We start from the raw sequence: 14,909 nt of genomic DNA on the forward strand, positions 1-14,909 counted from the left end.
TAGTATACATTGGTGTAACTACTTGCAAAAGTAAAGTAATGGAAATAGATTTGCAACTTAATTTAAAAAATATTATCCATTATGTATGATTCTTTGAAAGGGAAAATCGCCTTAGTAACAGGCGGTACAAAAGGAATAGGTAAGGCGATAGCCGATAAACTAAGTGCAAGCGGCACATTGGTCGTAATTACGGCTCGTAATGACGTAAAAGAGAACTCCGGCAACCATCATTTTATTGCGGCTGATCTTACCCAGGCAGACAGCGCAGAAAAGATCGCTAACGAGATACTAGGAAAGTATGGCAGAATAGACATCATCGTAAATAATGCCGGCGCCAATTCAAGTCCGGGTGGAGGTTTCAGCACGTTGCAAGATGAGGATTGGTTCAGAGACTGGGAGCTAAATTTTATGTCTGTTGTTCGTATGAATAAAGCTTTGCTCCCTGCGATGCTTGAACGGCAAGAAGGTGTGATCATCAATATCTCTACCGGAGCCGCAAAACTGCCTATCTGGGAAATGACGATGTCTTATTCATCGGCAAAAGCAGCTTTGAATGTGTACAGCAAAGCACTGGCAAATGAAGTTGGTTCCAAAGGCATCAGAGTGAATACAGTCTCTCCCGGTGTTGTGAAGACTCCACTGATGAACGAATTCATTGAGAATATCGCTAAGCAGTCAGGAACCAGTTTTGAAGATTCTTTTCAAAATATTATTGATACGGTTGGCGTACCGCTGGGAAGGATGGCAGAGCCTGAAGAAGTAGCCAACATTGTTGCATTTCTGGCATCTTCTGAAGCTCAATATATTACAGGAACCAATATTTCTGTAGATGGCGGATCGTTACCGGTTGTTTAAAGGTTTTTAGCTATTGTAAAGATAGGGTCGTTTCAATTCAGGCTACAAGAAGCTTTTAATAGGCAAATGAGTCTACGGTCTAAAAAGGTCGTATTATCTGATCATGACCGAAGAAATATTGAAATATTTGCTCAAGGTTTTAGAAAGAATTTTAGAAATTACAATCCCGTCATGTCGTTATGACGGGATTGTAAAATTCAAATAAACTCAATTGATTAATAATAGGAAAAATAATATTGCTTATACCTCAGTGGTGGGGGGTGTTTTTCAAAACCCTGTTAAGACTTCTGACGGTAACACCAAGATAAGAAGCCATATCTTCTTTTGAAATTGAAATTTCCTGTCTGGATTGCAGTTCCAGAAGCTTATTCAGACTATGCTCGATAGTATAAACCTGTTGATAGGAAGCTCTGCTTGACGTATTGATAATGCGTTCTGCGAAAACATTTAACAGCAGATTGTTTAGTTGAAGGCTCTGTTTGATGAGTTGTGAAAAATGATCTGGAGCAATGGCATACACCGTGACGTCTGTCATTGCCTCAATATTGCATAGGCAAGCAATCTGCCGAATGAACTCAATTTCACCGATGATCTCACCATTGCCTAAAAACTCAACGATATATTCCTTGTCATTGTTTTCCGTAAAAAAACATTTGGTAATGCCTTCTTTTATGACCATTATCTTCGTTGCATTTTCATTTTGAGAAAATAACTTCTGTCCTTTGGAGTATTGCTTTACGATAATATTTTCCTTCCGTTCCTGTTGTTCGTAAAGTTTCTGGACATAAGTCAAAAAAGATTGGTTGGTTCGTAACATATATTGCTTGGGACAAATGTCCTTTTTTCAGGTTATTACTTTTTTGAATTTTGCTTTTTCAAATACAAAAATAAAGAAATGAAAAACAAGATTAAAACAATCGCTTTTGATGCAGATGATACGTTGTGGATCAATGAACCCTATTTTCAGGAAGCCGAAAATCAATTCTGTATTTTATTGGAAGACTATCTTCCTCAGCATTCGGTGTCGCAGGAACTGTTTAAAACTGAAATGAAAAACCTGCACCTTTATGGTTATGGCGTAAAGGGGTTTATATTATGTATGATTGAAACAGCAAGCAGGATTTCCAACACCACTATTCCGGTGAAATTTATTGACGAAATCATAGCTATAGGGCACGAATTACTGCAAAAACCTATCGAATTATTATCCGGTGTGTCTGATACTTTGGAAAAGCTGAAAGGTGATTACAGATTAATCGTAGCCACTAAAGGTGATTTACTGGACCAGGAACGAAAACTGAAAAAATCCGGATTGGAAGGTTATTTTCATCATATCGAAATTATGAGTGATAAGAAAGTTAGCGATTATCAAAAGTTATTAAAACATTTGGACTGCAAGCCCGAAAATTTCCTGATGTTAGGTAATTCCATTAAATCTGATGTACTGCCTGTTTTGGAGCTGGGTGGCTACGCAGCGTATATTCCTTACCACGTAACCTGGGCGCACGAGCAACATCATCCTGTTTTGAGTCACGGCAAATTTGTGGAATTGAAAAGTATTGACGATGTTCTAGTTTATCTGTAGAAAATGGAAATCAATGATAAATCGGTTCCTTTTGTTCAATAGGAAGCGGTGCCAGTTTTATTATGGCGGGAAATCAGGGACACCGGCACGACTGGATATCGACCTTTCCATTTTTCTATATGTCAGAAGTGGAAGATTTCAGAAATGCGAATGACGGATTTCAAAGATCGGGAGATACAGTAATAGGAAATGATGTTTGGATCGGAAGTGAAGCTATGATTATGCCCGGTATAAACGTCGGAGATGGAGCCGTCATTGGCAGTAGGGCCTTAGTAACCAAAGATGTTGAAGCTTATGCAGTCATCGGTGGCAATCCCGCAAAACTAATCAAGAAAAGATTTTCTGACGAACATGTTGATATGCTCCTGGAAATGCAATGGTGGAACTGGAATGAAAAGCTTCTAAAGAATGCTATGCCTTTGCTATGTGATGGAAACATCCACGCTCTGTATGATTTTTATAAACGGTATATTACATTTGAGAAGTAATGTCAAAGAATTCAAGCAGAATTTTTTACACTTTGCTGTAGTAATCAAAACTGAGGTAAAATATTCTGATAACAAGCAAAAAGAGTCAGTTTATCTGTTAATTATTACTGATGTTTTGAGTTTATTTTTTGTGCCCATAAATTCTTTGAAATTCATGTTTTAGTAAATAAACAGCCTCTTCCATATCTTTCTCATTCATAGAAGCAAAACCAAAGCGAAAAGCATTTTCTTCTACGCTTGCCGTTTTTATTGTAATCCCTTTAAGTTCTAGCAGGCTCAACGGATATTGCGAAAATAGTCGCACCCAGATTGCCATACCGCCGGAAGGTAATTGATAGGATATATAGCCATTCAATTCTTTTGTTAACAAGCTGTGTAGATAATTGCGGCGCTGCTGATATATTTTTTTAGCCTTTTTCAGGTGTCTTTTCAGTTCACCCTCTTTTATCATCGTTGCAAGGGCGTTTTGCATATAGCCGTCGCCACCGATGTCTACCGCACTACGCAAAGCTACACTTTGAGCAATAAGATTTTTTGGAGCTACCATAAAGCCGATCCGTATCGAGGGATCCAGCATTTTGGAAAATGAGCCGATGTAAATCACGTTGCCATCGTGTCCCGCACTTGCCAATGGAAGATACGGAGATGAGCTGTAGTGATAATCATAGTCGTAGTCATCTTCAATAATTGCAAATGAAAAGTCCCGGGAAAGTTCTAATAATTTCATTCTTCTTTCCACAGTCAGTGTTACAGTTGTTGGATAATGATGATGTGGAATCACATAAACGGCGTTTATTTTTTGACTATTGCATATCTCTTCGATAGCATCTACATCAATGCCGTCACCATCTACATCAACCTCTATGATTTTTGCCCCAGTTTCTTTGAATGCAGTATTTGCTGTAGGATAACCAGGCCGCCCTGCAATAATGGCTGTATCGTTATTCAATAAGAGCTGTGAAACGAGATAGATACTCATTTGTGCTCCGTGAGTAATAATGATATTTTCAGAGGATATATTGATTCCTCTGGTCTGTGACAGAAAATCTGCAAGTTCATTTCTCAGTTCTGATGTTCCCTGAGCGGTATTGAGGTGTGCATTTCGGACCGCTTGTTTACGTGTAGTCAACGAACGGTAGGTTTTCAGAAGACTATCGATTGGAGATAGCCGAACGTCCGGATATCCATCATCAATAACAATATCGGATACTGAAATCTGAAGGTTTGCTACTTCATCTCCTTCAATAGTTTTAAAGGGTAGGTTAAAATTATTTTCATACGGTTGGGATATATTTGAAGATCTCCATATTTGAGGCTTTAATGTAGGAATGTTAGCAGATACAGCAACATACTTTCTTGGAATAATCACGATCCAGTCTTGTGCATACAATTCATCATAGGCTGCCAAAACAGTTTTCCTGTGCACACCCAGAGTTTTTGCCAGCTCCCGGCTTCCCGGCAAATGAGTTCCTGCTTTTAAAATTCCGTTTCTTATAGAATTAGTAATGCAAACTGCAATCTGGCGGTAAATTGGGATTCCTATATTGTTATCAATAATTACAATTCTGTCGAACGGAAGCATCTGGACTATATTATATATTAAAACTGGACGCTAAAGGTAGTCCTTTTGTGGGATAAATTTGCAACACAAAACAAACAAATTAAAAAATGAATTACACCATTAAACAAGCAAATCTTGAAAACCTGGATGAAACGGCAGTACTTTTTAACCTGTACCGGATATTTTACCGACAGGAAGATGATTACGAAAAATGCAGAAATTTCATCAGGGAAAGATTGGACAATGATCAGTCTGATATTTTTCTCATTTATGTGGATAATAAAGCTGTCGGATTCGTACAGTTATATAAGCTGTACCATTATGTCAAGCTGGCAAAACAGTGGCTTTTGAGTGATCTTTTTGTACACCCAGATTATAGAGGAAAAGGTCTTTCCGTTGCGCTTATAGAACGTGCCAAAAAATGGTGCGATGAAACCGGAGCTTGTGGATTAATGCTTGAAACCGAAAAAACAAATGATATTGGTAATACATTATATCCTCGATGCGGATTCGAATATGATGGTCTGCATAACTATTACTATTGGTGGAGATAGATCGGAAGGTTCCAAAACAATGATTTCGTTTTCTTACAATTTATGCTGTGAAGATGTATCTACATTTGTGTCAGAAAGAACTAAAAAATGTGTCGTCATGGAGTATTTATATCAACAATATTTGTCAGAAAACAGAAATCTATTTTGCCTATGAAGGCTTTATGGCCTGGGATTAATTTCTCATAGTATAACTATCCGCCGTTGATGAGAATAGCTCATCAGCGGTTTTTATTGTTCATCAGCATTGTAAAATTTTAAATACATTTGTTTAGGCTAAGAACCATTCCAAAAGTTAAAAATATGAAAGGTTATAATAGTTACCGAATATCTGCTCCTACAGAATTTAAAGATATTTTTTCACATTTTTACTATGCAGAAAACAGATCTGGAGAAACTGTAGAAAAAACACTTTTACCTTCATATCAGACGATAATGATTTTCAGTTTGAGTACTCCCGCATCGTTTATTTCTAAAAATAAAGAGGAGATTAAAGTTGAAAAATGTATTGTATTGGGGCCTATAAAACATGCCTTTAACTATATTTTGCCTGAAGACGCCGAAATTTTGGTTTGCAATTTTAAAGACGATGCTTTTTTCAGGTTTTTTGGAAATGCAGCGTTGGCTGATGATTTAGCAATGCATCCGGATGAATTGCTAAATCAGAATTGTTTTACAACACTTTGGTCCGAATTAAAAAACATTGATTCTAATGAAAACCGGGTTCAAGCTATGTTGGATTTTTGTCAGCCCTATTTACGGGATCGTAACAGTATTGCAGAACAAATTGCTGCCTTTGACCGCACTAGCTTCAGCCCAATAAAAGAAATCTCTAAAAAGAACAAATTATCCGAAAGATCATTACAGACGAATCACAAAAAACATTTTGGATATACCTCAAAGGAGATTTATCGGTATCATCGCTTTTTAAAAGCAATTCAGATTATCCAGAACAATTCCTGCCAAAACATTAAAATAGACTGGTTTGATGTCATCAATCAATGCGGTTATTATGACCAAAGCCAACTTATCAAGGATTTTAAGCATTATATTCATCTAAGCCCTTCCAAATACCTGAAATTCCAGGAGTCCATATGTGATCCTAAGAATTAATTGAATATTCATAGTTTTTATAAAGATCATACAATCAATATTATAATTGGTTTGGTCTTATCTGTTTTTTTAACCATACAAATATGTAAAAAAGGAGATTTCGTTTTCTTACAATTTTAGCTCCTGTAATACACCGAATTTTGAGGTATTAAAAAACAGTTTTATGAAACGTACAAATCTTTTAATTACAGGAGCAACGGGAAGTGTAGGAACACAACTCGTTAATAAATTGGTTAATATGAATATCTCTTTTAGAGCCCTTGTCAGAAACAATGATCAGGGAGACCTGATGGCTCATTTGCCACAAACCGAAATAGCAGTTGGTGATCTCTCGGATAGCGATAGCCTTGTTCAGGCATTGCAGGGAATCGAGAAAGCATTTTTGCTTACAAACTCATCAGAGCAAGCCGAAGAACTTCAGCTTAATTTCGTGGATGCGGCATATAAAGCAGGTGTAAAGCATATTGTGAAATTATCTCAGCTGGCTGCCAATGAGAATTCTCCCGTACGTTTTCTCAGATATCATGCTGTTGTTGAAAGCAGGATCAAAGAATTGGGAATGAATTATACATTTTTACGTCCCAATTTGTTTATGCAGGGTCTTATAGCGTTTGGACATTCCATTAAATATGAAGGGAAGTTTTATGGTTCGTTGGGAAATGCTGCAGTTAGTGCTGTTGATATCCGGGATATTGCAGGAGTTGCAGCGAAGGTATTAACAGAGAATGGGCATGAAAACAAAATCTACGATATAACGGGAGAGGAATCTCTTACCCATTTTCAAATGGCAGAAATATTTTCCCGCATATTGAAAACAGAAATCAGCTATATAGATTTAAATTCAGAACAAATGCATGGAGCATTAACTGTTGCCGGGTTTCCTGAATGGCAAATAGGAGGTCTTATAGAAGATTATGCTCATTATGCAAGAGGAGAAGCCTCTGAAATTTCTAATACTGTTTCTAATATAACGGGAAAACCTGCAATCGGTTTCGAACAGTTTGTTCATGATCATTTAAAGTTTTTTAAATAATTCATTAATCTTAAAAATAATAAACAATGAAAATGTTAATGTATAGTTTTCTTTTATTAATAGGATTACTTATAATAACGGTTATTGGTCTGGAAGTATTCACTTCATACACTGTGTCAGAATCTATCAATGAAAAAGCCCCTGTAAAAACCTATCAGGAAATTACAATAAATGCCCCTGCTCAAAAAGTTTACCATATTATGAGTGATATAGACCATTGGGAAGATTGGCATAATGATGTTAAAGATCCTAAACTAAACGGGCCATTCAGAAAAGGAAGCTCTTTTGATTGGAAAAGTGGTGGATTAACCATTCATTCGACTTTGCATACCGTATTGCCAGAACATACAATTGGCTGGTCAGGTAAAGCTTTCGGAGCATTTGCAATTCATAACTGGTCATTCATAGAACACGAAGGAAAAACAACGGTGAAAGTTGAAGAAAGTATGGAAGGGTGGTTAGTATCACTATTAAGCAATACATTTCAAAAAGGCCTGGAAAGCTCATTGAAAACGTGGCTAAAGAATCTTAAAGTAAAAGCGGAAAAAAAGTAAATTTAAAATACTTATTTTAAAATGATTTATAGATTGAGAATCCTATCAGGACTCTCAATCTATTACCGTAAGGATAATAGTAGAAATGTATGAAGTTTTAAATCATTATTAAATCAATTTTCTATTCTGGTGAAGAGACTTATTGTCCATCGAAATTCCATTATCGGTAATTTTATAATCGCTTACATGCAAAAATGGTAAAAAAAAATATTAATTTTTGATGTTTTTTTTGTTTAAAAGTGTTTTTTTTACACTTGTTTTTATTTTTTTTTAACTTTTTTTTTCTTAATTCTTATCATAATATTTATATCCAATAATAAAACATTTTCTTATTGTAATTTTTGATATAAATACTTGTTAATTGAACTATTACAATATTTATAAGTATAAATTTAATGATAACCTTATCATATTTTATATGTGAATGTTTTCATAATAAATCGATATGTAAATCGTTGATATTTAGGTGTTACTGTGGAAAATATTTTTTTTATTCAATTGAATTTTTATATTTGTCATGTTACATAAATGTTAACACGTCAGATGAACTCAAACTTTATTCATACATATGTATCGGTGGATTGTGTTGTTTTCGGATTTGATCACGAAAATCGACTGAATATTTTACTGGTTGAACGCCACCTTGATGAGAAAAGACAAATTAAGCTTCCCGGAAGTCTTATTTTTAGTGATGAAGATGTGGATGATGCGGCCCAAAGAGTTCTACATGAATTGACCGGTATAAAGAAAATGATCCTTAAACAATTCAAGTGTTTTGCAGATCCCATGAGAGCAAATAATGAGAATGATATTAAATGGATGGGAATGGAGTATAAGCATCATATTGACAGAATTATTACAGTAGCATACTTATCTCTTTGTAAAATAGATCATAAAATTAACAGCACAAAATATAGTACGGTAGATTGGTTCCCGGTTGATGAAGTTCCTTCTCTGCCATTTGATCACAATAAAATTATCAATGAATCTTTAGTGGAAGTAAGAAAATGGATAGAACTGGATTTCTCTATTATTTTTGAGCTTCTTCCAAAGAAGTTTACCATCAGACAGCTCTATCAGTTATACAGCGCTCTGAGTGAAAAGTATATTGATATTAAGAATTTCCATAAAAAAATATCTTCCTTCAGTTACATTGTTCCGTTGGATGAGATTGAAACCAATGTATCGCACCGTGCAGCAAGATACTATAAGTTTGATGCTAAGATTTACAAAAAAAACAATACTAAACTAATAAAATAATTCTCTTCTCTACATTATGTATTTACTAGGCTATGATATCGGCAGCTCGTCTGTGAAAGTTTGTCTCATTGAGGCATCCAGCGGAAAAGTGATTGCATCAGAATTTTCTCCTAAAAAAGAAATGAAAATCACTGCTGTTCATCCCGGTTGGGCAGAACAGAATCCTGTCGACTGGTGGACAAACCTGAAGCTTGCTCATGAAGCCGTAATGCATGAGTCGGGAATACATCCCGAAGATATTAAAGGAATCGGAATTACCTGGCAAATGCACGGCTTGATTTTGGTGGATAAAGATCAGAATTTATTAAGACCTTCCATCATCTGGTGCGACAGTCGTGCCGTTCCTTATGGAGAAAAAGCTTTCAAAGAAATCGGAGAAGAAAAATGTCTGTCTCATTTACTGAATTCGCCGGGAAATTTTACCGCTTCAAAATTAGCCTGGGTAAAAGACAACGAGCCGGAAATTTTTGAAAAGATTGATAAAATAATGCTTCCGGGAGATTATATCGCCATGAGACTTTCCGGAGAAATCGGAATGACGATTGAAGGATTATCAGAAGGGATTTTCTGGGATTTTAAAAACAATTGTATTTCTGAAGATGTTATCAATTATTATGGAATTCCGAAAAGCTTTTTCCCTGAAATTGTCCCGACATTCGGTATTCAGGCAACAGTTTCTGCTGTGGCAGCTGAAGAATTAGGATTAAAAGAAGGAACCCCGATTTCTTACAGAGCGGGAGATCAACCGAATAATGCATTGTCATTAAATGTTTTCAATCCCGGAGAAATTGCTTCTACAGCGGGAACTTCAGGGGTTGTTTATGGAGTTTTGGATAAGCTGGATTATGATAAATTATCAAGAGTAAACACTTTTGCGCACGTAAATCATTCCGAAGAATTAACAAGATTGGGCGTTTTACTTTGCATCAACGGAACGGGAATTTTAAATTCCTGGTTAAAGCATAATCTCGCAACATCTTTATCTTCTTATGGAGATATGAATGATTTAGCATCACTTTCACCAGTCGGAGCCAAAGGTTTAAGCATTATTCCTTTCGGAAACGGAGCAGAAAGAGTGCTTGAAAATAAGGAAACGAATTGTTCCATCCACGGAATTAATTTCAATATACATACAAAAGGAGATATTTTACGTGCTGCGCAGGAAGGCATTGTTTTCTCCTATGAATACGGAATGAATATCATGAGAAATATCGGAATGGATATTCAAGTAATTCGTGCAGGAAATGCCAATATGTTTTTAAGTTCGATTTTCAGAAAATCACTGGCCGGAGTGAGTAATGCTGTTATTGAGCTTTATGATACAGACGGAGCGGTAGGTGCCGCAAGAGCCGCCGGAATGGGAATCGGTTTTTATGCAGATTCTAAAGAAGCTTTTGCTTCTCTCGAAAGAATTGCTGTCATAGAACCCCAATTAGAAAAGCGAGAACAATATCTGGAAGCCTATTCAAGATGGAAACAACATCTTAACGAAATAGTATAATCCCACAACAAAGGAATTTTCCATTGTACTTATTGACCTTTTGAGATCAGTGAGCTGGGGAGTCTTACGTCAATTTTAACACTAAACTAAAATTAAAACAACATATATGAACACTTTAACAGGTACAAAAGAGTTTTTTACAGGTATCGACAAAATCAAGTTTGAAGGAAAAGAAAGCAGAAATCCAATGGCTTTCAGATATTATGATGCGGAAAGAATTGTCATGGGCAAACCTATGAAAGACTGGACGCGTTTTGCAATGGCTTGGTGGCATACGTTATGTGCCAACGGAAGCGATCCTTTCGGGGGACCTACCATTCACCATCCTTGGGATATCGGAAATGATGCCGTGACAAGAGCCATGCATAAAATGGATGCAGGTTTTGAATTTATGTCTAAAATGGGCTTCAATTACTATTGCTTCCACGATATTGATCTTGTAGATCCGGCAGATAACTGGAAAGATTATGAAAAAAATCTACAGACTATTGTAGAATATGCAAAACAAAAGCAGCAGGAAACAGGAATTAAGCTTTTATGGGGAACAGCCAACGTTTTCACCCACGAAAGATACATGAACGGAGCTTCTACCAACCCAAATTTTGATGTGGTAGCTTGTGCAGGAACTCAGGTTAAAAACTCTATCGATGCTACAATCGCTCTTGGTGGTGAAAATTACGTTTTCTGGGGTGGTAGAGAAGGTTATATGAGTCTTTTAAACACAGATATGAAGCGTGAAAAAGATCATTTGGCGCGTTTCCTTTCCATGTCGAGAGACTATGCCCGTCAGCAAGGTTTTAAAGGAACTTTCCTTATTGAGCCAAAACCGATGGAACCTACAAAACATCAATATGACTACGATTCTGAAACGGTAATCGGCTTCTTAAGACATTACGGATTAGATAAAGATTTTAAATTAAATATTGAAGTTAACCACGCGACATTGGCAGGTCATACTTTTGAGCATGAACTTCAGGTAGCGGTAGACGCAGGACTTTTAGGAAGTATCGATGCGAACAGGGGAGACTATCAGAACGGATGGGACACAGATCAGTTCCCGGTAGATTATTATGACATGGTTCAGGCTTGGTTGGTACTTTTGCCAGCTGGAGGTCTAGGAAATGGAGGAGTAAACTTTGATGCTAAAATCAGAAGAAACTCTATCGATCCTGAAGATTTGTTTATCTCTCACATTTCAGGAATGGATGTTTTTGCAAAAGGGCTTTTAGCAGCAGCAGATATTCTTGAAAACTCAGATTATAAAAAATTAAGAACAGACCGTTATGCTTCGTTCGACAACGGAAACGGAAAGGATTTTGAAGACGGAACGCTTACTTTGGAAGATCTTCAGAGAATAGCTCATGAAATTGGGGAACCACAGCCAAAAAGCGGAAAACAGGAATTGTTTGAAGCTATTGTGAACATGTATATCTAAATAAACGTAAAAAGGCTGCCGAATACTAAGAATTTATCAGAATTATAATGATTATCAGCTTTTTTATTCAACCCTAATATTTAAAAAATAATAATTATGAACCGATCTTATTTAGCTAAAACCAATAAGGCTGCCCTCTTTTTTGCGATGGCTTTATTGCCTTCCGGCTTAGCATACTCTCAGACTAAAAAAGATACTGCTGCTAAAGAGAAAAAAATAGAAGAAGTGGTGGTTATCGGATATGGTACGCAAAGAAAAGAGGCTGTAACAGGCTCTGTTGCTACTGTAAAAGGAGATGCGCTTCGCGAAGTGCCTTCAGCAAACATTACTCAGGCACTACAGGGAAGAACTGCAGGAGTTGATATTGCACAGACATCTACGAAGCCTGGTGCAACAATGCAAATCAGAATTCGTGGAGTAAGGTCGTTAACGGGTGATAACAATCCGTTAATTGTACTCGATGGTATTCCCTTCGTAGGTTCGTTGGGTGATATCAGCTCAAGTGATATTAAAAGTATTGATATTCTTAAGGATGCTTCCGCAACTGCCATTTACGGTTCACGTGGGGCAAACGGTGTTATTTTAGTAACAACAAACAGAGGATCTAAAGGTCAGAAACCTAGATTTACATATAATGGCTTTACAGGTGTACAGACTCTTTTCTCGAAATATCCTATGATGGATGGTCCTAAATATGCTCAATTGAGACAGGACGCTGGAAATTTATATGGATTGGGAACCGATGAAACATTAGATACCAATACAGATTGGCAAGACCTATACTATAAACCGGCAATGATGACCAGCCAAGATATAGGAGTTTCTGGTGGAACTGACGGAGGTAATTACAATGTTGGGCTATCTTATTTTAAGCAAAATGCATTAGTACCAATTCAGAATTACGAAAGATTTTCTTTGAGAATAGGCCTTGATCAGCAAGTTGGTAAAAATTTCAAATTTGGTTTCACTACGAATACCAACTATACCGTATCCGAAGGGAATGGAATTGCAGCTGCTCCAACGTTAGGAAATTCTCCTCTGGCAAATCCCTATAATGCAGATGGTAGTTTTAAAAGAACCATCAGTACGGCATCAAACGTAGATCAAGGATGGGTATATACTAGGAAGACTGTTGAAGCCCTTGGTGACAAATATGTTGATGAAAGTAAAGCTTTCGCCTCATACAATAATATATATGGAGAGGTGAATTTACCATTGTCAGGTTTGAAATATAGATTAAATTTGGGACTTGATTATCGTACGTCTAATAGTGGTAACTACACAGGAGTAGGTGTTTTCAATGTCAATGCTGCAGCACCTTCGGGAGCTGGAAAGGGTAATAACCAGACCTACCACTGGGTGTTGGAAAATCTCTTGACATACGATAAAACTTTCGGAAAGCACAAAGTTAATGCGGTAGCTCTTTACTCAGCCGAACAAAATAGGTATATTAGCTCTTATATGAGTGCCAGAAATGTGCCTGGAGATTTCTTTCAATACTATAATTTAGGGCAATCTCCACAGGCAGATATCAGAGTGGATCCAAACGACCAGATTTACCAGCAGTGGGGTCTAATGTCTTACATGGGAAGAGCTATGTATACGTATAACAATAAATATATGTTAACTGCAACTTTACGTGGTGACGGTTCATCTCGATTAGCACCTGGAAACAAATGGCATACCTATCCTGCGCTATCACTTGGATGGAATGTTACAAATGAATCTTTTATGCAGAATTTTACATTTGTTAATCAGTTTAAATTGAGAGCAGGTTGGGGACAAACCTCAAATCAGGCAGTTAATCCTTATTCAACACTAGGTGTATTATCCGTGGTGCCATATAATTTTGGCAGTACTAACGGAACTGGTCTGTACGTTAGTTCTGCTCCAAATCCTAATTTGGGTTGGGAATACTCTAAAACACAGAATTATGGGGTTGATTTTGCATTTCTTAATAATCGCTTGACAGGTACTGTCGAGTATTATAGAACCAAAACAGAAGGGCTTCTTCAGGCAGTGGCACTTCCACCGTCGAGCGGTTTAGGTTCCCAGACAGCCAATGTTGGCTCTACAGAAAATAAAGGATGGGAATTTTCTTTAAACGGGACCATTATAGAAAGTAAAGGTGGTTTTACTTGGGATGCGGGAGTTAATTTATATACAAATAGAAATCAAATCCTTTCTTTAGCTTCAGGTAGAGAAAGAGATGAAGGGAATTTATGGTTTGTAGGACATAATATTAACGCTTTATTTGACTATCAAAACATTGGGCTTTGGCAAGAAGGAGATCCTTATCTTAATATTCTTGAACCACAGGCAGGTGCAGCAGTAGGAATGATAAAAGTACTGTACACAGGAGGATATAATGCTGACGGAACCCCGGTGAGAGCAATAGGTCCGGCTGATAGACAGATTATTGATACAGCACCAGATTTTCAAGGTGGTTTCAACATGCGTTTTGCTTATAAAAACTTTGATCTAAGTACAGTGGGAGCTTTTCAACATGGAGGTGTTTTGGTAAGTACATTATATGGATCAACCAGCTATCTTAATAGATTAACAGGTAGAGGTGGGAACGTAGATGTTGATTACTGGACAGAAGAAAATCCAAATGTAAGATATCCAAAACCGGGTGGTCTTAGAGAAGGAGATAATCCAAAATATTCTTCTACTTTAGCAATGTTTGATGGCTCATATCTAAAACTTAGAACCATTACACTAGGATACAGTGTGAGTAAAGATTTTTTAAAAGATTTAAATCTTTCTAGCCTAAGAATCTATTTCACAGTAACTAATCCGGTAGTACTTTTCTCACCATATCATAAAGAATCGGGTATGGATCCTGAACCAAATTCAATGGGAGACCAAAACCAAGCTGTAAACTCAGGGTACAGATCAAGACAGCTGGTGATCGGAACCAATAACCCTTCCACCAGAAATTATTTAATGGGGCTTAATTTAACATTCTAA

General features: G+C 36.8%; 13 protein-coding genes and 1 pseudogene. 12 read left to right on the forward strand and 2 right to left on the reverse strand.

Annotated features, from left to right (window positions below; translation table 11 throughout):
- Positions 1-81 precede the first annotated feature (81 nt).
- Complete coding sequence (locus ACR1PN_RS00685) at positions 82-855, forward strand: SDR family oxidoreductase (protein WP_433978435.1); 774 nt, start codon at positions 82-84, stop codon at positions 853-855.
- 247 nt (positions 856-1,102) lie between these two features.
- On the opposite strand, the gene ACR1PN_RS00690 is transcribed toward ACR1PN_RS00685, so the two are convergent.
- Positions 1,103-1,672, reverse strand: coding sequence for a Crp/Fnr family transcriptional regulator (locus ACR1PN_RS00690; protein WP_433978436.1), 570 nt, complete (start codon positions 1,670-1,672; stop codon positions 1,103-1,105).
- Between the two features lie 78 nt (positions 1,673-1,750).
- Here ACR1PN_RS00690 and ACR1PN_RS00695 point away from each other — a divergent pair, with 78 nt between their 5' ends.
- Both ACR1PN_RS00695 and ACR1PN_RS00700 read left to right on the forward strand, forming a co-directional pair.
- The gene (locus tag ACR1PN_RS00695; protein WP_433978437.1) at positions 1,751-2,440 is read left to right on the forward strand and encodes an HAD family hydrolase; all 690 of its coding nucleotides are present in this window, start codon (positions 1,751-1,753) and stop codon (positions 2,438-2,440) included.
- A 20-nt stretch (positions 2,441-2,460) separates the two neighbouring features.
- Positions 2,461-2,928: pseudogene (locus ACR1PN_RS00700) on the forward strand (CatB-related O-acetyltransferase); the annotation flags it as partial.
- 121 nt (positions 2,929-3,049) lie between these two features.
- On the opposite strand, the gene ACR1PN_RS00705 reads toward ACR1PN_RS00700, so the two are convergent.
- Entirely contained in the window at positions 3,050-4,510 is a 1,461-nt protein-coding gene (locus ACR1PN_RS00705) for a PLP-dependent aminotransferase family protein (RefSeq protein WP_433978438.1), read from the reverse strand.
- An 86-nt stretch (positions 4,511-4,596) separates the two neighbouring features.
- Here ACR1PN_RS00705 and ACR1PN_RS00710 point away from each other — a divergent pair, with 86 nt between their 5' ends.
- From ACR1PN_RS00710 to ACR1PN_RS00750, 9 genes are all read left to right on the forward strand, one after another.
- Positions 4,597-5,043, forward strand: coding sequence for a GNAT family N-acetyltransferase (locus tag ACR1PN_RS00710; RefSeq protein WP_433978439.1), 447 nt, complete (start codon positions 4,597-4,599; stop codon positions 5,041-5,043).
- Between the two features lie 47 nt (positions 5,044-5,090).
- Positions 5,091-5,219, forward strand: coding sequence for a hypothetical protein (locus tag ACR1PN_RS00715; RefSeq protein ID WP_433978440.1), 129 nt, complete (start codon positions 5,091-5,093; stop codon positions 5,217-5,219).
- A gap of 124 nt (positions 5,220-5,343) precedes the next feature.
- Positions 5,344-6,153: a helix-turn-helix domain-containing protein gene (locus ACR1PN_RS00720; RefSeq protein ID WP_433978441.1), complete on the forward strand. Its 810-nt coding sequence runs from the start codon at positions 5,344-5,346 to the stop codon at positions 6,151-6,153.
- Positions 6,154-6,316: 163 nt separating this feature from the next.
- Entirely contained in the window at positions 6,317-7,186 is an 870-nt protein-coding gene (locus ACR1PN_RS00725; RefSeq protein WP_433978442.1) for an SDR family oxidoreductase, read from the forward strand.
- Between the two features lie 113 nt (positions 7,187-7,299).
- Complete coding sequence (locus ACR1PN_RS00730) at positions 7,300-7,740, forward strand: SRPBCC family protein (protein WP_433978443.1); 441 nt, start codon at positions 7,300-7,302, stop codon at positions 7,738-7,740.
- Positions 7,741-8,283: 543 nt separating this feature from the next.
- On the forward strand, positions 8,284-9,000 hold the full coding sequence (locus ACR1PN_RS00735) for an NUDIX hydrolase (protein WP_100376955.1): 717 nt from the start codon (positions 8,284-8,286) through the stop codon (positions 8,998-9,000).
- 16 nt (positions 9,001-9,016) lie between these two features.
- Positions 9,017-10,501, forward strand: coding sequence for a xylulokinase (locus ACR1PN_RS00740; protein ID WP_433978444.1), 1,485 nt, complete (start codon positions 9,017-9,019; stop codon positions 10,499-10,501).
- 106 nt (positions 10,502-10,607) lie between these two features.
- On the forward strand, positions 10,608-11,936 hold the full coding sequence (xylA, locus tag ACR1PN_RS00745; protein ID WP_433978445.1) for a xylose isomerase: 1,329 nt from the start codon (positions 10,608-10,610) through the stop codon (positions 11,934-11,936).
- 96 nt (positions 11,937-12,032) lie between these two features.
- Positions 12,033-14,909, forward strand: coding sequence for a SusC/RagA family TonB-linked outer membrane protein (locus ACR1PN_RS00750; RefSeq protein WP_433978446.1), 2,877 nt, complete (start codon positions 12,033-12,035; stop codon positions 14,907-14,909).

The organism is Chryseobacterium sp. RLHN22 (assembly GCF_051011795.1).
Classification (GTDB): domain Bacteria; phylum Bacteroidota; class Bacteroidia; order Flavobacteriales; family Weeksellaceae; genus Chryseobacterium; species Chryseobacterium zhengzhouense.

Excerpts from the sequence above, each read along its gene's own strand:
- ACR1PN_RS00685 (WP_433978435.1), top strand. The coding sequence starts at position 82 with ATGTATGATTCTTTGAAAGGGAAAATCGCCTTAGTAACAGGCGGTACA.
- ACR1PN_RS00690 (WP_433978436.1), bottom strand. The coding sequence starts at position 1,672 with ATGTTACGAACCAACCAATCTTTTTTGACTTATGTCCAGAAACTTTAC.
- ACR1PN_RS00695 (WP_433978437.1), top strand. The coding sequence starts at position 1,751 with ATGAAAAACAAGATTAAAACAATCGCTTTTGATGCAGATGATACGTTG.
- ACR1PN_RS00705 (WP_433978438.1), bottom strand. The coding sequence starts at position 4,510 with ATGCTTCCGTTCGACAGAATTGTAATTATTGATAACAATATAGGAATC.
- ACR1PN_RS00710 (WP_433978439.1), top strand. The coding sequence starts at position 4,597 with ATGAATTACACCATTAAACAAGCAAATCTTGAAAACCTGGATGAAACG.
- ACR1PN_RS00720 (WP_433978441.1), top strand. The coding sequence starts at position 5,344 with ATGAAAGGTTATAATAGTTACCGAATATCTGCTCCTACAGAATTTAAA.
- ACR1PN_RS00725 (WP_433978442.1), top strand. The coding sequence starts at position 6,317 with ATGAAACGTACAAATCTTTTAATTACAGGAGCAACGGGAAGTGTAGGA.
- ACR1PN_RS00735 (WP_100376955.1), top strand. The coding sequence starts at position 8,284 with ATGAACTCAAACTTTATTCATACATATGTATCGGTGGATTGTGTTGTT.
- ACR1PN_RS00740 (WP_433978444.1), top strand. The coding sequence starts at position 9,017 with ATGTATTTACTAGGCTATGATATCGGCAGCTCGTCTGTGAAAGTTTGT.
- xylA (WP_433978445.1), top strand. The coding sequence starts at position 10,608 with ATGAACACTTTAACAGGTACAAAAGAGTTTTTTACAGGTATCGACAAA.
- ACR1PN_RS00750 (WP_433978446.1), top strand. The coding sequence starts at position 12,033 with ATGAACCGATCTTATTTAGCTAAAACCAATAAGGCTGCCCTCTTTTTT.